This is a genomic window from Pseudomonas sp. NIBRBAC000502773 (assembly GCF_006517195.1).
GTDB classification, from domain to species: Bacteria; Pseudomonadota; Gammaproteobacteria; order Pseudomonadales; family Pseudomonadaceae; genus Aquipseudomonas; species Aquipseudomonas marginalis.
This window is the reverse complement of record NZ_CP041189.1, coordinates 3,955,326-3,976,970: the sequence shown is the minus strand read 5'-3', so window position 1 is coordinate 3,976,970 and position 21,645 is coordinate 3,955,326. Positions and strand designations below refer to the sequence as shown.

The 21,645-nt window shown below is 61.6% G+C and carries 17 protein-coding genes; 4 read left to right on the top strand and 13 right to left on the bottom strand.

Annotation, left to right across the window (positions count from 1 at the left end; genetic code table 11):
- Positions 1–547: 547 nt before the first annotated feature.
- The 7 genes from NIBR502773_RS18225 to NIBR502773_RS18195 all read right to left on the bottom strand — a co-directional run bounded on the left by NIBR502773_RS18225 (position 548) and on the right by NIBR502773_RS18195 (position 8,967).
- A complete protein-coding gene (locus NIBR502773_RS18225; protein WP_027607704.1) occupies positions 548–1,264 on the bottom strand; it encodes an ABC transporter ATP-binding protein in 717 nt (238 codons plus the stop codon).
- Positions 1,261–2,136: an ABC transporter ATP-binding protein gene (locus tag NIBR502773_RS18220; protein ID WP_115486386.1), complete on the bottom strand. Its 876-nt coding sequence runs from the start codon at positions 2,134–2,136 to the stop codon at positions 1,261–1,263. The genes NIBR502773_RS18225 and NIBR502773_RS18220 overlap by 4 nt, the downstream gene beginning before the upstream one ends.
- Complete coding sequence (gene livM, locus NIBR502773_RS18215) at positions 2,133–3,410, bottom strand: high-affinity branched-chain amino acid ABC transporter permease LivM (protein ID WP_027607702.1); 1,278 nt, start codon at positions 3,408–3,410, stop codon at positions 2,133–2,135. Before livM ends, NIBR502773_RS18220 begins: the two co-directional genes overlap by 4 nt.
- Before the next feature lie 2 nt (positions 3,411–3,412).
- Complete coding sequence (locus NIBR502773_RS18210; RefSeq protein WP_003236186.1) at positions 3,413–4,327, bottom strand: branched-chain amino acid ABC transporter permease; 915 nt, start codon at positions 4,325–4,327, stop codon at positions 3,413–3,415.
- Between the two features lie 183 nt (positions 4,328–4,510).
- Positions 4,511–5,647 carry a branched-chain amino acid ABC transporter substrate-binding protein gene (locus NIBR502773_RS18205; RefSeq protein WP_141156611.1) on the bottom strand — a complete coding sequence of 379 codons (1,137 nt, stop codon included), beginning with the start codon at positions 5,645–5,647 and terminating at the stop codon, positions 4,511–4,513.
- A gap of 374 nt (positions 5,648–6,021) precedes the next feature.
- Positions 6,022–7,305, bottom strand: a complete 1,284-nt coding sequence (locus NIBR502773_RS18200) for an FAD-binding oxidoreductase (protein WP_141156610.1) — start codon at positions 7,303–7,305, stop codon at positions 6,022–6,024.
- Positions 7,306–7,476: 171 nt separating this feature from the next.
- The gene (locus tag NIBR502773_RS18195) at positions 7,477–8,967 is read right to left on the bottom strand and encodes an aldehyde dehydrogenase family protein (protein WP_141156609.1); all 1,491 of its coding nucleotides are present in this window, start codon (positions 8,965–8,967) and stop codon (positions 7,477–7,479) included.
- Positions 8,968–9,120: 153 nt separating this feature from the next.
- Between NIBR502773_RS18195 and NIBR502773_RS18190 the strand changes: the two genes are divergently transcribed.
- From NIBR502773_RS18190 to nadE, 3 genes are all read left to right on the top strand, one after another.
- Complete coding sequence (locus NIBR502773_RS18190) at positions 9,121–10,011, top strand: LysR family transcriptional regulator (RefSeq protein WP_092358962.1); 891 nt, start codon at positions 9,121–9,123, stop codon at positions 10,009–10,011.
- 145 nt (positions 10,012–10,156) lie between these two features.
- Positions 10,157–11,371, top strand: coding sequence for a nicotinate phosphoribosyltransferase (gene pncB, locus NIBR502773_RS18185; protein WP_065947132.1), 1,215 nt, complete (start codon positions 10,157–10,159; stop codon positions 11,369–11,371).
- Between the two features lie 3 nt (positions 11,372–11,374).
- Positions 11,375–12,202 (top strand): ammonia-dependent NAD(+) synthetase, encoded by an 828-nt coding sequence (gene nadE, locus NIBR502773_RS18180; protein ID WP_027607697.1) that lies wholly within the window; start codon positions 11,375–11,377, stop codon positions 12,200–12,202.
- A gap of 74 nt (positions 12,203–12,276) precedes the next feature.
- Here nadE and azu read toward each other — a convergent pair whose 3' ends face one another.
- Positions 12,277–12,723 carry an azurin gene (gene azu, locus NIBR502773_RS18175; RefSeq protein ID WP_027607696.1) on the bottom strand — a complete coding sequence of 149 codons (447 nt, stop codon included), beginning with the start codon at positions 12,721–12,723 and terminating at the stop codon, positions 12,277–12,279.
- A gap of 332 nt (positions 12,724–13,055) precedes the next feature.
- Between azu and NIBR502773_RS18170 the strand changes: the two genes are divergently transcribed.
- On the top strand, positions 13,056–13,238 hold the full coding sequence (locus NIBR502773_RS18170; protein WP_027607695.1) for a hypothetical protein: 183 nt from the start codon (positions 13,056–13,058) through the stop codon (positions 13,236–13,238).
- 46 nt (positions 13,239–13,284) lie between these two features.
- On the opposite strand, the gene NIBR502773_RS18165 is transcribed toward NIBR502773_RS18170, so the two are convergent.
- The 5 genes from NIBR502773_RS18165 to NIBR502773_RS18145 all read right to left on the bottom strand — a co-directional run bounded on the left by NIBR502773_RS18165 (position 13,285) and on the right by NIBR502773_RS18145 (position 21,614).
- The gene (locus NIBR502773_RS18165; protein ID WP_141156608.1) at positions 13,285–14,175 is read right to left on the bottom strand and encodes a transglutaminase family protein; all 891 of its coding nucleotides are present in this window, start codon (positions 14,173–14,175) and stop codon (positions 13,285–13,287) included.
- Entirely contained in the window at positions 14,175–16,661 is a 2,487-nt protein-coding gene (locus NIBR502773_RS18160) for a circularly permuted type 2 ATP-grasp protein (protein ID WP_141156607.1), read from the bottom strand. The genes NIBR502773_RS18165 and NIBR502773_RS18160 overlap by 1 nt, the downstream gene beginning before the upstream one ends.
- A gap of 96 nt (positions 16,662–16,757) precedes the next feature.
- Positions 16,758–20,048, bottom strand: coding sequence for a DUF2126 domain-containing protein (locus NIBR502773_RS18155; RefSeq protein WP_074848597.1), 3,291 nt, complete (start codon positions 20,046–20,048; stop codon positions 16,758–16,760).
- A gap of 187 nt (positions 20,049–20,235) precedes the next feature.
- Entirely contained in the window at positions 20,236–20,697 is a 462-nt protein-coding gene (locus NIBR502773_RS18150; RefSeq protein WP_098480476.1) for a hypothetical protein, read from the bottom strand.
- Positions 20,694–21,614: an NAD synthetase gene (locus tag NIBR502773_RS18145; protein WP_141156606.1), complete on the bottom strand. Its 921-nt coding sequence runs from the start codon at positions 21,612–21,614 to the stop codon at positions 20,694–20,696. Before NIBR502773_RS18145 ends, NIBR502773_RS18150 begins: the two co-directional genes overlap by 4 nt.
- Positions 21,615–21,645 lie beyond the last annotated feature (31 nt).

Sequence of the window (21,645 nt, the reverse complement as noted above, 5' to 3'; positions counted from 1 at the left end):
GATTTTAGAAAGTTTTTTGCTTGACCTGGGCGAAAGCGTATGTAGACCCATGGGCATCGGTGGAAAACGAACGATGGCTCGAGGCCAGTCATTCCGGCCTCTGCGGCCGTCTTTCCAGAGTTTAGTCACAGACTTATCCACAGGCCGGCGGGACATATTTCAGTCATATACCTGTGTCTTTAAACAGGTTGACAAACCCCTCGATCGGCCGCGAAAAAGCCGCTGATCAAAAAACAACCACGTCGCTGAAGGCCACGGTTTTAAAGGGGTTCAGCCAGCTACTCCCACGTTACCCACAGCCGGTTCCACAGTGGATGGGGACAAGTCAAAAGTGTGACAAAACAGGGATTTGCGGCGGCTATATGTCGCGCTTTGGAGGGGGGCTGGATTTGTTTTCCACAATTTGGGATCGGTCTTGCGGGCGACACAAAACAAATGTGAGAGGGGGCTTGCCCCCGATGGCGGTGTGTCAGTTTCAGGTGTGCTGACTGATACAACGCCATCGGGGCAAGCCCCCTCCCACAGGGGTACTGCGTCGTTATTTAGATCAGTGGCCACCGAGATAAGCGTTGCGCACTTCCTCGTTCACCAGCAATTCCTTGCCGGTGCCGGTAAGGCGAATCTCACCGTTGACCATCACATATGCCCGGTCCGACAAACGCAGTGCATGGTTGGCGTTCTGCTCCACCAGGAAGATGGTCATCCCGGTGGAGGCCAGCTCGCGCAGGGTGGAAAAGATCTGCTTCACCACAATCGGCGCCAGGCCCAGGCTCGGTTCGTCCAGCAGCAACAGCTTGGGTCGGCTCATCAGCGCGCGGGCGATGGCGAGCATTTGCTGCTCACCACCGGACATGGTCATGGCGCGCTGGTTACGTCGTTCCTTGAGCCGTGGGAACAGCTCGAACATGCGTTGCATATCGTCCTGGGCGAACTTGTCGCCAATGGGGATGGTGCCCATCAGCAGGTTTTCCTCGACGGTCATGTCGGGGAACACCCGCCGCCCTTCCGGCGACTGCGCAATGCCGTTGGAGGCGATGTAGTGGGACGACTTGTGGGTAATGTCGACGCCGTTGTAGAGGATCTGCCCCGACTCGGCCCGTGGCTGGCCGAAGATCGACATCAGCAGCGTGGATTTACCCGCGCCGTTGGAGCCGATCAGGCTCACGGTTTCGCCTTCGTTGATGTGCAGCGAGACTTTTTTCAGGGCCTGGATCGGGCCGTAGAACACGTCCAGGTCCTTCATTTCGAGGATAGGTGCACTCATACCAGCTCCTCTTCGTCAGCGCCCAGGTAGGCGGCAATCACTTTCGGGTCGTTGCGGATCGCTTCCGGCCCGCCTTCGGCAATCACGTTGCCGTGGTCCAGCACCACAATGTGGTCGGAAATACTCATCACCATGCCCATGTCGTGTTCGATCAGCACCACCGTCAGGTCGTGTTCGTCGCGCAACAGGCGAATCATCGCGCTGAGGGCTTCGGTTTCCTGGGGGTTGAGGCCCGCTGCCGGTTCGTCCAGGCAGATGATCTGCGGCCGGGTGCACATGGCGCGGGCGATTTCCAGGCGGCGCTGCTGGCCGTAGGAAAGCTCACCGGCCAGGCGGTTGGCGCAGTCCACCAGGTCCACGACTTCGAGCCAGTAGAACGCGTGGTCGAGGGCATCGCTTTCGGCCTTGCGGTAGCCCTTGGTGTTGAGGATGCCCGCCAGCATGTTGCGGTTGACCCACATGTGCTGGGCCACCAGCAGGTTTTCCAGCACCGACATTTCCTTGAACAGGCGAATGTTCTGGAAGGTCCGCGCCAGGCCGGCGCGGTTAACCAGGTGGGTGCCGCCGAACATCTTGTAGTACACCCGGCTCAAGAAGCTTTTCGGCGATACGAAGTCGACGGCCTTGAAGCGCTCGCCGAGCAGCTGGATCACATTGGTCTGCTTGCCACGGATGTTCAGTTCGATCTTGCCGCCGCTGGCTTTGTAGAAGCCGGTGAGGCAGTTGAACACGGTGGTCTTGCCGGCACCGTTGGGGCCGATCAGGGCGAAGATCGAGTTGCGTTCGACCTTGAGGCTCACATCGCTCAAGGCCTTGATGCCACCGAAGTGCATCATCAGGTGTTCCACGGAGAGGACGATTTCCTTGCTCATGGCGCTACCCCCTTGCGTGGTGTCACACCGGTGCGGCTGATCCGGATCAGGCCGCGCGGTCGCCAGATCATCATCACCACCATCAGCACGCCAAACAGCAGCACGCGGTATTCGCTGAAGCTGCGCAGCAGTTCAGGCGCAACGGTCAACACGAACGCCGCGATCACCACGCCGACCGTCGAGCCCATACCGCCCAGTACCACGATGGCCAGGATCAGCGCCGACTCGAAGAAGGTGAACGACGACGGGTTGACGAAGCCCTGGTAACTGGCAAAGAACACCCCGGCCAAACCGGCCGTGGACGCGCCGATGGTGAAGGCCGAGAGCTTGACCAGCACGTGGTTCAGGCCCATGGAGCGGCAGGCGATCTCATCTTCGCGCAAGGCTTCCCAGGCGCGGCCGACCGGCATGCGGGTCAGGCGGTGCTTGATGTACAGCACGGCCAGCACCACCAGGAACAGCACGATGTAGATGAACATGAACTTGATGTTGGGGTTGTAATCGATGCCGAAGAACTCGTGGAACGGAACCCCGCCCTCCTTGGCCTTGCGCCCGAACTCCAGGCCCAGGAAGGTCGGCGAAGGCACCGGCATACCGTTGGGGCCGCCGGTGAACGACAGCCAGTTGTTGAGCACCAGGCGAATGATTTCACCGAAACCCAGGGTCACGATGGCCAGGTAGTCACCGTGCATTCGCAGCACCGGGAAGCCGAGTATGCACCCCGCTAAAGCCGCTGCGATGGCTGCCAGCGGCAACACGCTCCAGAAGCCCAGGCCGAGGTATTGATAACCCAGCGCCAGGCCGTAGGCGCCGATGGCGTAGAACGCCACGTAACCCAGGTCGAGCAGCCCGGCCAGGCCGACCACGATGTTCAGGCCCAGGCCCAGCAACACGTAGATCAGCCCGAGGATCACCACGGTCAGCAGGTACTTGTTGGCGAAGATCGGGAACACGATGGCGATCACGATCAGCGCCGGGATGATCCAGCGCAGCCGCGACTTGTAGTCCGGTGGCAGTACATGCACGCCGGAGCCGCTGCTCTCGAAGCCCTGCAGAATCTTCAGGCCCTTGGGGGTTTGCAGGAACAGGCTGAGGGCAAAGCGCCCGGCCATCACGATGGCGACCAGGGTAGCCACACGGGCCGGTTCCAGGTTGAAGCTGTAGCCGTCGAGGACCACGCCGACGATCGGACCGAACACGATCAACGAAATCAGCCCGGCAAGGACCGTATCGACCACACTTTTCTTGATATCGATGGGTTTGGCAGCAGACATGTTTACACCTTAGCCACGAGTGGGCGACCAAGCAGGCCCTGGGGACGGAAAATCAGAATCACCACCAGCAGGGAGAAACTGAACACGTCTTTGTAGTCGGAGTTGATCAACCCCGAGAACAACGACTCGGAAATACCCAGGATGATCCCGCCCAGCATCGCCCCAGGCAGGGAACCGATGCCGCCGAGTACCGCTGCGGTAAACGCCTTGATGCCGATGATGAAGCCGGCGTAGAAGTCGAACGTGCCGTAGTTGAGGGTGATGAGCACGCCGGCCAGGGCCGCCATGGCGGCACCGATGACAAACACGTAGGAGATCACGCGGTCGGTGTTGATCCCCAGGATCGAGGCCATCTTGCGGTCTTGCTGGGTGGCGCGGCACATGCGGCCGAGCTTGGTGTACTTGATGATGTAGGTGAGCAACGCCATGCCGGCAAACGCCGCCACGAGGATGAAGACCTTGGTGTACGTGAGTTGGACGAACCCACTGCCGATATCGACGCGCCAGGCGCCGGCCAGCAGGGTTGGAATGCCTTGTTGTTTCGCGCCCTGGGCGATCTGCGCGTAGTTCTGCAGGATCAGGGAGATGCCGATGGCGCTGATCAGCGGAGCCAGGCGGGTGGAGTTGCGCAACGGTTTGTAGGCGACCCGTTCGATGACCCAACCGTACACGCCGGTGACGACCACGGTGAAGATCAGGGTGCCGAGAATGAGCAGCGGGAAGGATTCGATGCCGAAGTAAGCCAGCAGTGCCAGACTGATCGCCGCGAGGTAAGCGGAAATCATATAAACCTCGCCGTGGGCGAAGTTGATCATGCCAATGATGCCATAGACCATTGTGTAGCCGATGGCGATCAGGCCATAGACCGACCCGAGGGTCAGGCCGTTGACCAGTTGCTGCAGGAAAATACCATCCATAACGCAATCTCACGCGGTGAGCACCTGCACACCAGTCGGTGTGCGGCGCTTCTGGAGGAAAAGACAGATCTCAATAACAACGCTGCCCCAATGTGGGAGGGGGCTTGCTCCCGATGCGGTGGGTCAGCTGAACAACTGTTGACTGACCCACCGCTATCGGGGGCAAGCCCCCTCCCACATGGATTACTTCTGCTTTTCCAACTGGTGGTATTTGCCGTCTTTATCCCACTGGTAAACCACGTAGTCGGAGACTTTCAGGTCGCCCTTCGCGTCCCAGGCTTTTTCACCCATCACGGTTTTCACCGGGTGCGCCTTGAGCCACTTGGCGGCGTCTTCGCCCTTGTTGGACTTGGCGCCATTGAAGCCAGCGGCCAGGGCCTGGATCGAGGCGTAGGCGTACAGGGTGTAGCCTTCTGGCTCTGTGCCGTTTTTGCGGAACTCTTCCACCACGGTCTTGCTGTCTGGCAGCAGGCGCGGATCAGCGCCGAAGGTCATGTACACGCCATCGACGTACTGCGCACCACCCGCGGTGGTCACCAGTTCGTCGGTCACCACGCCGTCATCGGACATGAACTTGACGTCTTTCAGCCCGGCTTCACGAATCTGGCGAACCAGTGGACCGGCTTCCGGGTGCAGGCCGCCGAAGTACACGACGTCAGCCCCGGTGGAGCGGATCTTGGTGACCAAGGCGCTGAAATCTTTCTCGCCACGGGTCAGGCCTTCTTCCAGCACCGGCTTGACGCCGCGCTTGGTCAGCTGCGCCGCGGTGGCGTCTGCCAACCCTTTGCCGTAGGTGTCCTTGTCGTTGATAACCGCGACTTTCTTGCCCTTGAGCACGTCGACGATGTAGTCGCCGGCGACGATGCCTTGCTGGTCGTCACGCCCGCACATACGGAACATGGCGCTCAGGCCGCGTTCGGTCACTTGTGGGTTGGTGGAGCCTGGGGTGATCGCGATGATGCCCGCCTCGTCATACACCTCGGACGCCGGGATGGTGTTGGACGAGCAGAAGTGCCCGACCACGCCGATGACTTTGTCCTGGTCTGCCAGGCGGTTGGCCACGGCTACGGCTTGCTTGGGTTCGCAGGCGTCGTCGCCGGCGACCAGCACGATTTTCTCGCCGTTGATGCCACCGGCCTTGTTGATCACCTCGGCTGCCGCCTGGGCACCCTTCATGTACTGCTCACCGAAAGCGGCATTGGCGCCAGTCATCGGCCCCGCTACGCCAATCTTCACATCAGCTTGAACAAACGTAGAAACACCCAGCGCCGCTGCAACGGCGAGGGCCAGAAAACCTTTCTTGTAAAACGTCTGGGACATGAGTGGTGCTCCGATATTTTTGATTTTTGGCACGACAACTTGCGTTCAAACTTTTCACTGAAAGCCCAGAGCAAGCCTCGTGCCATTACGTTTTTATTCTTCAAAAAGACACGGTGTCATTGTTATTGCAGGCGTTTCGGCTCCGCTCGCCAGGACGTGCAACCCTCTAGCATCAATAGGTGCAACCCGCAGGCCGAAAAAGTACAACCCTGACGGGTCGCACCTGCAACCAAAGCAATAAACGACAGTTCCTACAGCTGTAACAGCCTGCGTAACGGAACTGCACATTTACAGTGCGCAACTGCTACGACCTGCACCAATACAGATTAGTAGCCGGCTAAGAAAATGCAGGCTTCTGAGCGGTATTTCGCTGATCAGATCACGATCCTCAGGCATTGCCCGGCGTGATACAGCGAAAATCCGGCTTCATACAGGCAACTGCGCAGCCCAACCCCGGCCAGCGGTTGCATGGGTGCAAACGGAATCGGCAAGGCTTGGGGATTCTGGTGACATAGATAGTCGGCGAACGCCTTGCCGACCACGCTGCCGGTGGTCACGCCACGCCCGTTATAGCCGGTTACCGCCACCAGGCCGGGGGCGGGCTCGAACAGGCGCATCAGGTGATCGGGGGTGAACGCGATGCAGCCGGTCCAGGTGAACTCCCATTGCACCGATTTGAGGTACGGGAAGTAATGTTGCTGCACCCGATCAGCCCACGCCTTGAGGAACCACGCCGGTTTCTGGTTACCGTTGCCCAGGCTGCCAAGCAACAGGCGGCCATCGGCATCGCGGCGGATGCTGCTCAGTACCTGGCGCGTGTCCCATGAGCCTTGGCCGCCGGGCAGAATCTGCTCGGCGGCGGCGTCGGTCAGCGGCGCGGAGGCGACCTGGTAGTAATAGCCGGGGAAAAAATTGCGCCGCAGCTCGGTCCACTCACCTTCGGTGTAGGCGTTGGAAGCGATGACCACTTGTGCAGCCTGCACCGAACCGCTGGCGGTCTGAACGGACCAGCTCGTACCTTGGCGCTCTAACCGGGTGACCGGCGAATGGTCGAACAACTGCCCGCCAAGTCCCACGGCGGCATTCGCCAAACCGCTGGTGTAGGCCATCGGGTTCAAGGTACCGGCACGCCGATCCAGCAAGGCGGCGGCGATTTTCTTGGTGCCGGTGGCATGTTCACAGGCCTGTCCGGTGAGCAATTCCACCGGCGCGCCACGACGCTTCCATTGTTCTTCACGACTGCGCAAATCCGCCTCGCCACGGGCGTTATGTGCCATGTGCAAAGTGCCCTTGCGGCGCAATTGGCAATCGATGTTGTATTTGTCGATCAGGCTGAACACCAGCGACGGTGCCGCGCCGAGCATGCGGTTGAGCTGGCTGCCCACCGTTTCGCCGAACCCGGCTTCGATTTCGTCCGGAGGGATCCACAGGCCGGCATTCACCAGCCCGACGTTACGCCCCGAACCGCCGTGGCCGGTGCGATGAGCCTCCAGCACGGCGACGCTTTTACCCTGTTCCAGCAAATGAATGGCGGCGGACAAACCAGTGATCCCGGCGCCGATCACGCACACATCGACCTTGACCTCGCCCGCCAGCGCCGCACGCTCCGGTCGGCCGGGGGTTAGGTGTTCCCACAAACATGTTTCGCGTAGTGCCATTGCCAGACTCCGGTGAGACCTAACAAACAACAATCTTGATGTGCAATGCGGTCACATGTGGGAGGGGGCTTGCCCCCGATCGCAGTGTGTCAATCAACAGATGTGCAGCTGACCCACCGCTTTCGGGGGCAAGCCCCCTCCCACATGTGACCGCATTCCGTCTTGAGGAGGTCAGTCGAAGGTGATGCCTTGGGCCAGCGGCAACTCCAGCGAGTAGTTCACCGTGTTGGTCTGGCGGCGCATGTACCCGCGCCATGCATCCGAACCCGACTCACGCCCGCCGCCGGTCTCTTTCTCACCGCCAAACGCGCCGCCGATTTCCGCACCACTCGGGCCGATGTTGACGTTGGCGATCCCGCAGTCGCTGCCCACTGCCGACATGAATTGCTCAGCCTCGCGCACGTCAGTGGTGAAGATGCACGACGACAGGCCTTGGGGCACGGCGTTGTTGAGGCGCAGGGCTTCGGCGAAGTCCTTGTAGCCGACGACATACAGAATCGGCGCAAAGGTTTCGGTGCACACCACATCGCTCTGCTCAGGCATTTCAACAATGGCCGGCGACACGTAGTAGGCGTTGGGGAACTTGTCTTCCAGCTGGCGCTTGCCGCCGAACACCTTGCCGCCTTCACTCAAGGCCTGCTCCAGGGCGTCCTGCATAGCCTCGAAGCCATGCTTGTCGATCAGCGGGCCAATCAGGTTGCCCTCCAGCGGGTGGCCGATGCGCACTTTGGAATAGGCGGCCTTGAGGCGGGTGACGATTTCTTCCTTGACCGACTCGTGGGCGATCAGGCGGCGCAGGGTGGTGCAGCGCTGGCCGGCGGTGCCGACGGCGCTGAACAGGATGGCGCGCACGGCCATGTCCAGGTCGGCGCTCGGGCCGAGGATCATGGCGTTGTTGCCGCCCAGTTCGAGGATGCTGCGGGCAAACCGCGCGGCGACTTTCGGCGCCACTTCGCGGCCCATGCGGGTGCTGCCGGTGGCGCTGATCAGGGCCACGCGCGGGTCATCCACCAGCGCAGCGCCGGCATCGCGGCCGCCGATGATGACCTGGCTCAGGTACTGCGGCGCGTCCTTGAAATTCTTCAGCACACGCTCGAACAGCGCCTGGCACGCCAGGGCGGTGAGCGGGGTCTTTTCCGACGGTTTCCAGATCACTGCGTTACCGCACACCAGCGCCAGTGTGGTGTTCCACGCCCACACGGCCACCGGGAAGTTGAAAGCGCTGATCACCCCGACCACGCCCAGCGGGTGCCAGGTTTCACGCATATGGTGGCCTGGGCGCTCGGAGGCGATGGTCAAGCCGTACAACTGGCGCGACAGGCCCACGGCGAAGTCGCAGATGTCGATCATTTCCTGCACTTCACCCAGACCTTCCTGGGTGATCTTGCCGGCTTCCCAGGACACCAGCTCGCCCAGATCGGCCTTGTATTGGCGCAGTACATCGCCGAACTGGCGCACCAACTCGCCGCGACGGGGTGCCGGCACGTTGCGCCAGGCCTCGAATGCATGCTCGGCGCGACTGACCTGTTGCTCCACCTCGGCGGCACCTTCCCAGTGCACACTGCCGATACGGCTGCCATCAATGGGCGAATGCACGGGTTGTTTACCCGCCTGGTACAGCGCCGGGTTTACCCCGAGACGATCAAGCAATGCGGCAACCATGGGTCACTCCTTTAATCTTCGAACAAAAAATCGCACCGCGGCACGCACGGCGATCCAAGCCTTATTTGTAGCTGGCCCAAGACTTGCCAACAAACGACGATTAGGCGAGATATCATTCCGTTTATTCATGCAAAGAATAAAAAGAGGCATGCCGTGCTGAACAAAAGACATTTGCCCTCGATCACCGCCCTGCAGTGTTTCGAGGCCGCCACCCGCCACCTGAGCTTCACCCGCGCCGCCGAGGAGCTGAACCTCACGCAAAGCGCAGTGAGCAAACAGGTCGCGCAGTTGGAGGAATTACTCCAGCACCTGCTGTTCCGCCGCGTACGCCGCCGCTTGCAGATGACTCCGGCAGGTGACCTGTACCTGGTGGAAGTACGCAAGATCCTCACGCAGGTGGAGATGTCCACCCACTACCTGCGCTCCTATGGCGGCGAGACCGAAGTGTTGCGCGTATCCACCCCCTACACCTTTGGCGCGCGCTGGCTGGTGCCGCGCCTCAAGGGCTGGCGCCTGCGCCACCCGCAGATCCACCTGGACCTGTGCAACGAACAGGAGCCGGACGAACTGCTGCAAGGCAAGGCCGACATGGCCTTCTACTTCGGCCAGGGCTCGCGCCCCGGCACCGAGAGCCTGAAACTGTTCAGCGAAGAGCTGGTGCCGGTGTGCGCCCCGGAAAGCCTGCCGGCGCAGCCGTTCACCGATCCCACGCAACTGAGCGACCTGGTGCTGCTGCAAAACGCCTCGCGCCCCCAGGGCTGGCACGACTGGTTTGCCGACCAGGGTTATCACACCGAACACAGCTACCACGGGCCGCGTTTCGACACCTTTTATATGTGCATTCGTGCGGCGCAGGTCGGTTGCGGCGTGGCGTTGTTGCCGCGCTTTCTGGTGGAGGAAGAACTGGCCGACGGCAAGCTGGTGATCCCCTGGCAGCATGCAATGCCCAGCCACGACGCTTATTACCTGGCCTTCCCGGAACACGCGGCGGAGGTGCCCAAGGTGCGGGAGTTCGTGAAGTGGATGATGGAGCAGGTTATTTAGCGCCTGGAATACCGCTATCGGGGGCAAGTGGCCTAACCGAAAAAAACACTGGCAAAACCCCACAGGTCTATGCGCCACTAGCCCCCTTCCTTAATTGTGCGTAAAGGTCGGCGCCCATCGCCCGACCTGTCTGGAGATTCCCGTTATGAGCGAGAGTGTGTTTGCCGATCGCATCGTGCAGAACTTGCTCGACACCGACTTCTACAAGCTGACCATGATGCAGGCGGTGCTGCACAACTACCCCAACGTGGAAGTTGAATGGGAGTTTCGTTGCCGCAACAGCGAAGACCTGCGCCCGTACCTGGCGGAGATCCGCTACCAGATCGAGCGCCTCGCCGAGCTGAGCCTGAGCCCCGACCAACTGGGGTTCCTGGAACGCATCAGCTTTATGAAGCCGGATTTTTTGCGCTTTCTCGGGCTGTTTCGCTTCAACCTGCGCTATGTGCAGACCGGCATCGAGAACGGTGAGTTGTTTATCCGCCTGCGCGGGCCGTGGCTGCATGTGATTCTGTTTGAAGTGCCGATGCTGGCGATCGTCAGCGAAGTGCGCAACCGCTACCGTTACCAGACGGTGATCCTCGAACAGGCCCGCGAGCAGCTGTACCGCAAGTTCGACTGGCTGACGGCCAACGCCAGCAGCGACGAGCTGGCCGAGCTGCAAGTGGCCGACTTCGGCACGCGCCGACGCTTCTCGTACCGCGTGCAGGAAGAGGTGGTCAGCGTGCTCAAACATGACTTCCCCGGGCGTTTTGTCGGCACCAGCAACGTGCACCTGGCCCGCGAGTTCGATATGAAGCCACTGGGCACCATGGCCCATGAATGGATCATGGCCCACCAGCAACTCGGCCCGCGCCTGATCGACAGCCAGATCGCCGCCCTCGACTGTTGGGTCCGCGAATACCGTGGCCTGCTGGGTATCGCCCTGACCGATTGCATCACCACCGATGCCTTCCTCGGCGACTTCGACTTGTACTTCGCCAAGCTGTTCGACGGCCTGCGCCACGACTCCGGCGACCCGGTGCAGTGGGCCGAAAAAGCCATAGCCCACTACCACAAGCTGGGCATCGAGCCGATGAGCAAGACCCTGGTGTTCTCCGACAGCCTGTCGTTGCCCAAGGCCTTGGAAATATTCCGCGCGCTGCGTGGTCGCATTAATGTGAGCTTCGGCATCGGCACCAACCTGACCTGCGATATTCCAGGGGTGGAACCGATGAGCATCGTGCTTAAAATGACCGCCTGCAATGGCCAGCCCGTCGCGAAGATCTCCGATGAAGCGGGCAAGACCCACTGCACCGACCCGAATTTTGTCGCCTATTTGCGTCATGTTTTCAAAGTACCTGCCATCTCTAGCAAGGAGTGAATCATGCAAGCCGTACAGCGTGAGATTGCTGAACAGCTCAAGGTCCAAGCACCGTTCAAGGACCAGGCCGCCCTCGAGGCCGAGGTTGCCCGGCGCGTGGCGTTTATCCAGGACTGCCTGCGCAATTCCGGGCTCAAGACGTTGGTGCTGGGCATCAGCGGCGGCGTCGACTCCCTGACTGCCGGCCTCTTGGCCCAACGCGCGATGCAGGAATTGCGCTCCCGCACCGGTGACGAGGCCTACCGCTTTATCGCCGTGCGCCTGCCCTACGAAACCCAGTTCGATGAAATCGATGCCCAGGCCTCGGTGGACTTTATCGACCCGGACGAGCGCCACACCGTGAACATCGGCCCGGCGGTGAAAGCCCTGGCCAATGAAGTGGCGGCGTTTGAAGGCAAGGCGGCGGTGTCCCGCGACTTCGTGCTCGGCAACACCAAGGCGCGCATGCGCATGGTGGCGCAGTACACCATCGCCGGCGCGGCCAGCGGCCTGGTGATCGGTACCGACCATGCGGCGGAAGCGGTGATGGGTTTTTTCACCAAGTTCGGTGATGGCGCCTGCGACCTGGCGCCGTTGAGCGGCCTGGTGAAAAACCAGGTGCGCGCGATTGCACGGTTCTTTGGTGCGCCGGAGTCGTTGGTGGAGAAGGTGCCGACGGCCGATCTGGAAGACCTGTCGCCAGGCAAACCGGATGAAGCGTCACATGGCGTGACCTATGCCGAGATCGATGCGTTCCTGCACGGTGAGCCGGTGCGGGAGGAAGCGTTCCGGATCATCTGCGAGACGTACCGCAAGACCGAGCACAAGCGGGTGATGCCGTTTGCGCCTTGAGGTGAGCCAGATAGTGGTGTGTTGATTGGCAGGCAGTCATCGGGGGCAAGCCCCCGATGAACGATAACGCGGTCTTACTTCAGGACCACAGTGCCCTTCATCATCGAGATGTGGCCTGGGAACGAGCAGAAGAACGCGTAATCCGTACCGGCCGCCAGTTTCGAGACATCGAAGGTCACCGAATCCTTCTCGCCGGCACCAATGATCTTGGTGTGGGCGATGATGCGATCGTCACCCTCTTTCAGGTAGTTCTTGTCGATGCCAGCAGCCATGCCATCAGTGGCAACCGGCTGCATGTTGGCGGCGCTGGTCAGCACCCAGTTATGACCCATGACGTTTTTCGGCAGGCTGCCGGAGTGAGTCAGCTCGACAGTGAACGTCTTGCAGCTCTTGTCGATCGTGATTTCCTTGGTGTTGAAGGACATCTGGTCAGTGGAGTCGACGGTGACCTTGCACTCTGCAGCAAGCAACTGGCCGCTGGCCAGAGTCAGCAGGGAAACAGCAACGAGTTTGGCAAACATGTGAATCTCCAAGGCAGGGTTTAAACAACGCGTAATGCGACAAGGGTGCCTGAGGCAGGCAGAAATGCTTATGACCTGAATCAACAGATTGTATACAACTTTAGGCTATCAGACTTATCGACACAATCAACCAGCCAAAGTGCCGCAGGCTGTCTATGATCGGCCCATCACCCACTGGAGCCCGAGCCATGCACCTCAACCAACTGTTCAATGGCCTCCTGGCCGCGTACGCCTGCGGTAAGTGAAGGCCAAGCGCCCCTTGAAGCTGCTACCATGTCGTCCCAAGGCAGCTGCGCGCCGCCACCCTCACCTTCGACCCTAGAGGATCGCCCATGGCCAAACCTAATTACTCCTTCGCCAAACGTCAGAGAGACTTGGCCAAGGAACAGAAGAAAGAGGAAAAGCTGCAACGCAAGAAAGCCGCGGTAGATGAAGAAGCCGGCGCACTCAACCCGGATGCTGATGGTGAAGTAACGAACGACGAGACTGAAACACCAAAAGATCCAGCTGAATAATTTTCGTTGTGGTGAGCAGGCCACCCCGGCTCACCACGCTCCCCTGTTATTCCAGCGGCATCACCGTCACCCGCACCTCCGGGTCATGGCTCCCTCCCCCCAGAATCACCCCCCGCAACGGCGACACATCGGAGAAATCCCGGCCCCAGGCCAGGGTGATGTGCTCCAGTGCCGGCTGCACATTGTTCGTCGGATCGAAATCCACCCAGCCCGATACCGGGCAATACACCGAGACCCACGCGTGGGAGGCATCGGCGCCGATCAGCCGTGGCTGGCCGGGCGGTGGCTGGGTGAGCAGGTAGCCGCTGATGTAACGCGCCGCCAGGCCGCGCGAGCGCAAGCAGGCGAGCATCAGGTGGGCGAAGTCCTGGCACACGCCGCGGCGGCGCTCCAGCACTTCCACCAGTGGCGTGGCGACCTGGGTGGCTTCGGCATCGAAGGTGAATTCACTGAAGATCTTTTCCATCAGCGCCTGCACACCCAGCAGCAACGGTTTGCCAGGAGGAAAACAGCTTTTGGAAAATTCGACGAAGGTTTTCTTCAAGTGCACGTAGGGCGATTCGAAGCGATAGCGACAGGCTTCGATCAACTCGAGCGAAAGCGGCTGGCTGCTGTAGGTCAGGCTGTCGCGGGTCTGGTCCCAGGCGGGCGACTGCTGGAAATCCAGCACCGGCCGCGCCAGCACTTCCACGGTCAGCCCGGCGTTCACCAGTAATTCATCATGGGGCCGCTCGAACGCCAGGCGGGTGATCGGGTTGCCGAACACGTCCAGCTCATCCCGGCGTGCGGACGGCGGCGGGCTGATATCCAGTTGCTGGTCGCTGCAACGCTGCCAGGCGCACGGCCTCGGCCATAAATGCGCGAGCTGCTGGGCCAGGGACACCGGGCTGTCGTAGTGGTAATGGGTATCGTGGAAAATCTGGTAGCGCGCACTCATCACACCGACACCGTTTGCTGACTGACATCATCCACATGGGCAAAGTGGCGCAAAGCCAGACGATCCGACACTTGCCCACTCTCATCGGCGACCGCCTGCAGCAGGTCGGCCAAGCCTTCCAGTGCGGCACGCACGCTGGATTCGCCAAACAACGGGTTCTCCAGGCAAGCCAGGTCGAAACGCGCCAGGCGCTCCACCAACGGCGCCAGCCCGGTCTCCCGTGGCACACCGAAATCATCGTTGAGGCGGCGCAGGGTACGGCTCACCAGTTTCAGCTGGAACAGCACCGCGTGGGGGTTCTGCTCGTCCAGCAGCAGCAGGTCGAGTACCGGGATCAACTGCGGCACCGCCAGGTAGCGCGAGCGGTAGGTGATGCTGCTGTTGCCGAGCTCCAGCAACCACTCCAGGCCCGCTTGATCGAACACCGCCACGCCGCGCAGGAATGCCGCCAGGCTGCTGCTGAGAAATTGCAGACGCTCGATGCGCCGGCCCATCATCAGGAAGCGCCAGCCCTCGTCGCGGGTCATGTCGTCGAGGGCAAACCCGGACAGCGCCGCCAGAGACATCACCAGGCGGTTGAGAAAGTCCAGCAACTCACCAAAATCCGGGCTTTCGCTCTCCAGCTCCAGGGCTTCGCGCTGCAACTCCACCAGGGCCTGCCAGTTCTCACGGGACAGCTTGCCGCGCACCTGGGACGCCGCCCACTGCAAGCGTTGCAGGTTGGCGCGCAGGCTCGACGGCCAGTCATCGCCGAGCAAGGCCGCCTGCAAACGCTCGGGCAATTCGCCCTCCTCCGGCAGCAGGCGCAGGTTTTCACCCAACTCGACCGCCGCCTGCAAGGCCAGGGGGTCGTCGCCGTCGACATAGCGCGCCAGCACGATGCGCAGCCAGCGTGCGCTGTCGTCGCAGCGTTCGCAGTAGCGGCCGAACCAGAACAGGTTTTCCACCACGCGGGACGGCAGATAAGGGTCGCGGCGCACCAGGTCGTGTGCACCAATCGCACGCTGGGCACGCCAATGCTCGCCACTGCTGGCACGTTCGCCCAGCACCCAGGTGTCCTTGCTGGCGCCGCCGCGCTGCATCGATACCACTTCGGCATCGGCGTCGGCCGCCACGCGGGTCAGGCCGCCGGGCAGTACGCGGTAGCCCTCCGCGCTGGCCACGGCATACACGCGCATGCCGATGGCGCGGTGTTGCAGGTGATCCTCCACGGTGTGCCACACCGGTGCCTGGGACAGTTGCGCCAGCTCCTGGGCGACGTAGGCGTAAGGCCGCGCGCGCATGCGTTCGGCCAGGGCCTGGCGTTGCTCGTCGTTCAAGTCGCGACCGAATACCGGGGCAAAACTTTGCGACGGAAACGCCGGTTTGATCAGCAGTTCCGGCAGTTTCTCCAAGGCCTCGGCGAGCACCGGCGCCTCACCGCACCACCAGGTGGCGATGGACGGCAGGATCAACTCTTCGCCAAACAGGAACTGGTTGATCCTGGGCAGAAAGCCGAGCAAACCGGGGGATTCCAGCACGCCGCTGCCCAGGGCATTGGCCACCAGTACATTGCCCTGGCGCGCGGCGTCGAGCAGGCCGGGTACGCCGAGGGCGGAGTCGGTGCGCAGCTCCAGCGGGTCGCAGAAGTCGTCGTCGAGGCGACGCATGATCGCGTGCACCCGGCGCAGGCCACTGAGGGTTTTCAGGAACACCGTGCTGTCGCGCACCGTGAGGTCGCCGCCTTCCACCAGCGGGTAGCCGAGCTGGCGCGCGAGGTACAGGTGTTCGAAATAGCTCTCGTTGAAACGCCCAGGGGTGAGCAGCACGATCAGCGGTGGCTGGTCGTCGCTCGGCGCCTGGCGGGCCAGGGTTTCCTGGAGCGTGCGGAAGAAACCGGTGAGGTGCTGCACCTGCAGATCACGGTACAGGTCCGGGAAGGCGCGGGACACGATGGTGCGGTTTTCCAACGCATAACCGGCGCCCGAAGGCGCCTGGGTACGGTCGGCAGTGACCCACCAGCGACCATCCGGGGTACGCGCCAGGTCCACGGCATACAGGTGCAGAAACGCACCATCAGGCGGTTGGATGCCCTGGCACGGCCAGAGGAAATTGTTATGCCCAAACACCAGTTCGGCCGGTAGCAGGCCTTCCTTGATCAAGCGTTGCGGCCCGTAGAGGTCCGCCAGCACCGCGTTGAGCAGGCGCCCACGCTGGGCGATACCGGCTGACAGCTGCTGCCATTCATCGGCCGCCAGCACATGGGGCAGCAGGTCCAGTTCCCACGGGCGATCGGCGCCCTTGGGGTCGGCGTAGACGTTATAGGTGACGCCGTTTTCCTGGATCTGCCTTGTCAGCAGCGCCTGGCGCTGGGCCAGTTGCGCGGGTGTGCTGCGTTGCAGGTGATCGAGCAAGCGCTGCCAATGGGCGCGTACTGCGCCACTGTCGTCCAGCAGTTCGTGATAAGTACCCGCGGTCAGCGGGTATTGGTCGAGCAAGTCGGGCATGGAACGCTCGGCAGAGGCAAAGGGGCTCAGTTTAATTCAAATTCACTGCAATCTAATGTGGGAGGGAGCAAGCTCCCTCACACATCTGGATCGCTTTTAGTCATTCTTATTGGGGTGACGCCGCAGATCCAGGGTCATCGGCAATTCGTCATTGATCACAACACTCGGCACAGTGAGCTTGCCAGGCGTGTGGCCGAGACGGAAAAACCGCGCCATGCGCCGGCTCTCCGCCTCATTGGCGTTTACCGGCAAGCTGTCGTAGTTACGCCCGCCCGGATGCGCAACATGGTACTGGCAGCCGCCCAGGGAGCGTTGCATCCAGGTGTCCAGCAGGTCAAACACCAGCGGCGCATGCACCGGGATGGTCGGTTGCAGGCAGTTGGCCGGTTGCCAGGCGCGGTAACGCACGCCGGCGACGAACTCACCGATGCGCCCGGTCGGTTGCAGCGGCACCGGGATGCCATTGCAGGTCAGCAGGTAGCGTTGCGGCGGCAGCCCGCTCACCTTCACCTGCAAGCGCTCCAGGGACGAATCCACATAGCGCACCGTGCCGCCCACCGCGCCCTCTTCGCCCAGTACATGCCAAGGCTCCAGGGCCTGGCGCAGTTCCAGCTCGATCCCGCTGACGGCGTAATCGCCCACCTTGGGGAAGCGGAACTCCAGGTGCGCGGCGAACCATTCGGCCCGCAATGGGTAACCGGCGGCGTTCAACTCGACGATCACATCGGCAAAGTCCTGCTCGATAAAGTGCGGCAACAGGAAGCGGTCATGCAGTTCGGTGCCCCAGCGCGCCAGTTTCGGCGGCGCATAGGGTTCACGCCAGAAGCGCGCGACCAAGGCCCGCAGCAGCAATTGCTGGGTCAGGCTCATGCGTGCGTGGGGCGGCATTTCAAAGGCCCGCAACTCGAGAAGGCCCAGGCGGCCCGTGGCACCGTCGGGCGAGTAGAGTTTGTCGATACAGAATTCGGCGCGGTGGGTATTGCCCGTCACGTCGATCAACAGGTTGCGCAGGAGGCGATCCACCAACCACGGCGGGCATTCTTCACCCGGCTGCGGCATTTGCGCAAAGGCGATTTCCAGCTCATACAGCGCGTCGTTGCGAGCTTCGTCCACCCGCGGTGCCTGGGAGGTCGGGCCGATAAACAGGCCGGAAAACAGGTAAGACAGCGAGGGGTGGTTATGCCAATAGCTGATCAGGCTGCGCAGCAGGTCGGGCCGGCGCAGGAACGGCGAGTCCTTGGGCGTCGCGCCCCCCAGCACAAAGTGGTTGCCGCCGCCGGTGCCGGTGTGGCGGCCGTCGATCATGAACTTCTCGGTGGTCAGCCGGGTTTGCCGCGCCTCCTCGTAGAGGAATTCGGTGCGTTCCACCAACTCGTCCCAGGTCGCGGACGGCTGTACGTTGACCTCGATCACCCCCGGATCCGGCGTGACGCGGAAGTTGCTCAGGCGCATATCGAACGGTGGTTCGTAGCCTTCCAGCAGCACCGGGCAGTGCAGTTCCTCGGCGGTGGCTTCGATGGCGGCCACCAGTTCCAGGTAATCCTCGACGCGTTCCAGGGGCGGCATAAACAGGTACAGGCGCCCTTCCCGCGCTTCGGCACACAGGGCGGTGCGGGTCAGCCAGTCGGCGGACTCGTCGACCTCGGGCACTCGCTCGTCGCTCGGCGCGGGTTCGCCATGGCTTTGCAGTTGCGCACTGGTCGGCAGTTCCGGCTGATCCTGGTTAGGGTCGGTGGGGTGCACGAACGGATACTCCGCCGCCGTCACCCACGGCTGCGAGGCCAACGGCAGGCGATAGCCCAGCGGCGAATCCCCCGGCACCAGGCGGCAATGGTTATCGCGCAGGTACCAGCGCCCGCTCTGCCAGCGGTCATTGGCCGCCGTACGCGCCAGCGGCAGTACCTGCCCGATGACTTTATCCAGGCCCTGGCTGAACACCTTGCGCAAGCGTTCGCGCTCCAGCTCGTCACTCAAACGCGGGTCCTGGGCAGTGACGTTTTGCGGCAACGCACCTTCGCGCCACAGGTAGTAGAAGTTGTCTTCGAAGGCCGGGAATACAAAGCGCGCCGGCAACTTCAGGCGCTCGGCGACGCTGGCCAGGAAGCGCCCGGCCATTACGCCATCGGCGCCGTAGTCCTGTTGTTCATCGGCGATCAGCGCGCTGTTGTGCCAGATGGGCACGCCGTCACGGCGCCAGTAGCAGTTAAGCGACCAGCGCGGCAATTGCTCGCCGGGGTACCACTTGCCCTGGCCGAAGTGCACCAGGCCCTTGGGTGCGTAGTGCTTGCGCATGCGCTGGAACAGCTCGGCGGACAAGCGCCGCTTGTCCGGCCCGAGGGCTGCGGTGTTCCACTCGGCGCCGTCAGGGTCGTCGATGGAGACGAAGGTCGGCTCGCCGCCCATGGTCAGGCGTACATCATCCTTGAGCAGGTCGCCATCGATCTGCCGGCCCAGGGCCTGGATCGCCAGCCATTGCTCTTCGGTGTAGGGCTTGGTCACCCGTGGCGCTTCCCAGATGCGCTCCACCGACATCTCGTGGGTAAATTCGCACTCGCAGGGTTCCACCAGCCCACTGATCGGCGCGGCGGACGATGGATCAGGACTACAGGCCAACGGTATATGCCCTTCACCGGCGAACAGCCCGGAGGTGGCATCCAAGCCGATCCAGCCGGCACCGGGCAAATACACTTCGCACCAGGCGTGCAGGTCGGTGAAGTCGACTTCGGTGCCGGAGGGGCCGTCGAGGGCTTTGACGTCGGCGGTCAGTTGGATCAGATAACCGGACACAAACCGCGCCGCCAACCCGAGGTTACGCAGCAATTGCACCAGCAGCCAGGCCGAATCACGGCAGGAGCCGGAAGCGTTTTCCAGGGTGAATTCCGGGGTTTGCACCCCCGGTTCCATGCGGATCAGGTAGCCGATGTCGGCGGCCAGGCGCTGGTTGAGACCTACCAGGAAGTCCACGGCTGGCAGCGGCGTGCGGTCGATACCCGCCAGGTAGGCGGCAAACCTCGGCGTCAGCGGCAGGGTTTCCAGGTACGGCGCCAGCTCGCGCTGTTCATCGGCGGCGTAGCTGAAGGGGATTTTTTCGGCGTAGGGCTCAAGGAAAAAGTCGAACGGGTTGAACACCGCCATCTCGGCGACCAGGTCAACCTCGATGCGCAGTTCATCGGTCTTTTCCGGGAACACCAGACGCGCCAGGTAATTGCCCTGGGGGTCCTGCTGCCAATTGATGAAGTGCTGCTCGGGCAGCACTTTGAGTGCGTAGGACAAAATCCGCGTGCGGCTATGGGCCGCCGGGCGCAGACGCACAATCTGTGGGCCGAGTTCGACCGCGCGGTCGTAGCGGTAATGCGTAACGTGGTGCAACGCGACATGAATCGACACGGCGGCCTCCTGCGAGCCAGGGCATGGACACAAAGCGCGCAAGACTTATGCCAGAGCGGCGGTCATTGCGCTTTATCGTAAGACCCGGTGCAGTACAGCACCAAAACGGCGCCGACGGTGGTGTCGTGGTGCAGGCGCCGCACATATTTGTGGCGTTAATGTGAGGATGGGTGGCGAATCTACCCAATCAACGGGTTTTGCGCTTTGCGATTACGGCTGGTTTAACCGCCTGCCGAATGCGACGGATTCCCACGAGTTTCATGCGCATCTCTCGTTGAACCTTGCTGTTAAGTGTCAATAATCCGAGCAATGGGAATAACAGCGCCAACCCATAAAGGACTTTGTGAGGCTGGAATTGAACCATCGGAACTACAAACAGTAGACAGGCGACATAGATACCGACCATTACCCACACCCAGGAGGGTCGGCCCCGCAAAATCATAAAGTTGCTATGGACCGTCAACAGAATGAGCAGCGCCCCGGCAGACATGATCTTGAGCCCCACTTGAGCCATCGGCGCATCACGAAAATAGGTGATGAACGCCAGCGCCACAGCCAACGCTAAAGAAAAACACGCAGCAAATACGCCGCCCATAAACGTCAGAAAGTATTGTCTGAAAAAGTCGCGTAGCGTCATCAATTCGCTCATTCGCTTACCTCCTCGTACAGTCCAATCGCGATGGTGTTGACGTTTCCGGAGTAGGCACTCCCGCCAAACCCAACGCTTGCGCCCAGGACGTCTTTGATCTGGGTAGTGGTGCTGTGCTTGAGCTGCGTAGGGGTGAAACGCTTGGTGAGTTCGCCCGACGCCTGCCTCAATTTGATCATCTTCGCGGTCAAGCTGGGATGGTTGATGCTCAGCAGCTCTTTCGTCAGCTTGGCTCTTTCCTGGCGATTCAAACCGCGAAGCACATCACGCAGGCTCTTGCCCGTCGATGCTTTGGCGGCCCTGACCAGCTTGACCGTCGTCAGGGCCGAAGCGCCCACGCCTGCCAGTGATACGGCGTCCAGCACGATGGACGCATTCTGGTACCAGCCTTCACTGTCGAGCGAATCCTTGACCTCAGGTTTGGCGACTTCCAGCGCTGTTCGGGCAATGCCGTTGAAACACTGAAGCGTACTTGCGCCGGCAGCCGCATACCCCACTACAACGATGACGGAACTGGCGCCAGCGCTGAAAGGCACCAGAATTGTTCCACTGGCGATCGCAGCCCAACTGATGACCGCCCCCAAGCAGGAGACTCCGGTATTCACGGCTTCGCCAATCAGTCGCGATTCTCGAGGATTGCTCACGACATGTTGAGCAAACTGTGTTGGCGCAATGTACTTCTGCGCTTCACGCAAAATGATGCGTTTGGGCTTGATGCTGCAGATGGGCTTGAATTCGCGCAGGGTAATGACATTGAAGTCAGCATCGATATACACCACCCCCGCGCCGACGATGCTGGGGTCGGCGTCGATGGCCGCGAACAGCCGTGGCAGGTTGATCTGGCTTTCGATGCGCTGGCGCGCCATGAACTGGGAGCGGTTGGAGTCCATGCCGATGTTGAGCAGGGGGTTGCTCATGGGGTGATCTTCCTTGAAGGGGTGGAAACTG

Excerpts from the sequence above, each read along its gene's own strand:
- NIBR502773_RS18225 (WP_027607704.1), bottom strand. The coding sequence starts at position 1,264 with ATGAGTGCACCTATCCTCGAAATGAAGGACCTGGACGTGTTCTACGGC.
- NIBR502773_RS18220 (WP_115486386.1), bottom strand. The coding sequence starts at position 2,136 with ATGAGCAAGGAAATCGTCCTCTCCGTGGAACACCTGATGATGCACTTC.
- livM (WP_027607702.1), bottom strand. The coding sequence starts at position 3,410 with ATGTCTGCTGCCAAACCCATCGATATCAAGAAAAGTGTGGTCGATACG.
- NIBR502773_RS18210 (WP_003236186.1), bottom strand. The coding sequence starts at position 4,327 with ATGGATGGTATTTTCCTGCAGCAACTGGTCAACGGCCTGACCCTCGGG.
- NIBR502773_RS18205 (WP_141156611.1), bottom strand. The coding sequence starts at position 5,647 with ATGTCCCAGACGTTTTACAAGAAAGGTTTTCTGGCCCTCGCCGTTGCA.
- NIBR502773_RS18200 (WP_141156610.1), bottom strand. The coding sequence starts at position 7,305 with ATGGCACTACGCGAAACATGTTTGTGGGAACACCTAACCCCCGGCCGA.
- NIBR502773_RS18195 (WP_141156609.1), bottom strand. The coding sequence starts at position 8,967 with ATGGTTGCCGCATTGCTTGATCGTCTCGGGGTAAACCCGGCGCTGTAC.
- pncB (WP_065947132.1), top strand. The coding sequence starts at position 10,157 with ATGAGCGAGAGTGTGTTTGCCGATCGCATCGTGCAGAACTTGCTCGAC.
- nadE (WP_027607697.1), top strand. The coding sequence starts at position 11,375 with ATGCAAGCCGTACAGCGTGAGATTGCTGAACAGCTCAAGGTCCAAGCA.
- azu (WP_027607696.1), bottom strand. The coding sequence starts at position 12,723 with ATGTTTGCCAAACTCGTTGCTGTTTCCCTGCTGACTCTGGCCAGCGGC.
- NIBR502773_RS18170 (WP_027607695.1), top strand. The coding sequence starts at position 13,056 with ATGGCCAAACCTAATTACTCCTTCGCCAAACGTCAGAGAGACTTGGCC.
- NIBR502773_RS18165 (WP_141156608.1), bottom strand. The coding sequence starts at position 14,175 with ATGAGTGCGCGCTACCAGATTTTCCACGATACCCATTACCACTACGAC.
- NIBR502773_RS18160 (WP_141156607.1), bottom strand. The coding sequence starts at position 16,661 with ATGCCCGACTTGCTCGACCAATACCCGCTGACCGCGGGTACTTATCAC.
- NIBR502773_RS18150 (WP_098480476.1), bottom strand. The coding sequence starts at position 20,697 with ATGAGCGAATTGATGACGCTACGCGACTTTTTCAGACAATACTTTCTG.
- NIBR502773_RS18145 (WP_141156606.1), bottom strand. The coding sequence starts at position 21,614 with ATGAGCAACCCCCTGCTCAACATCGGCATGGACTCCAACCGCTCCCAG.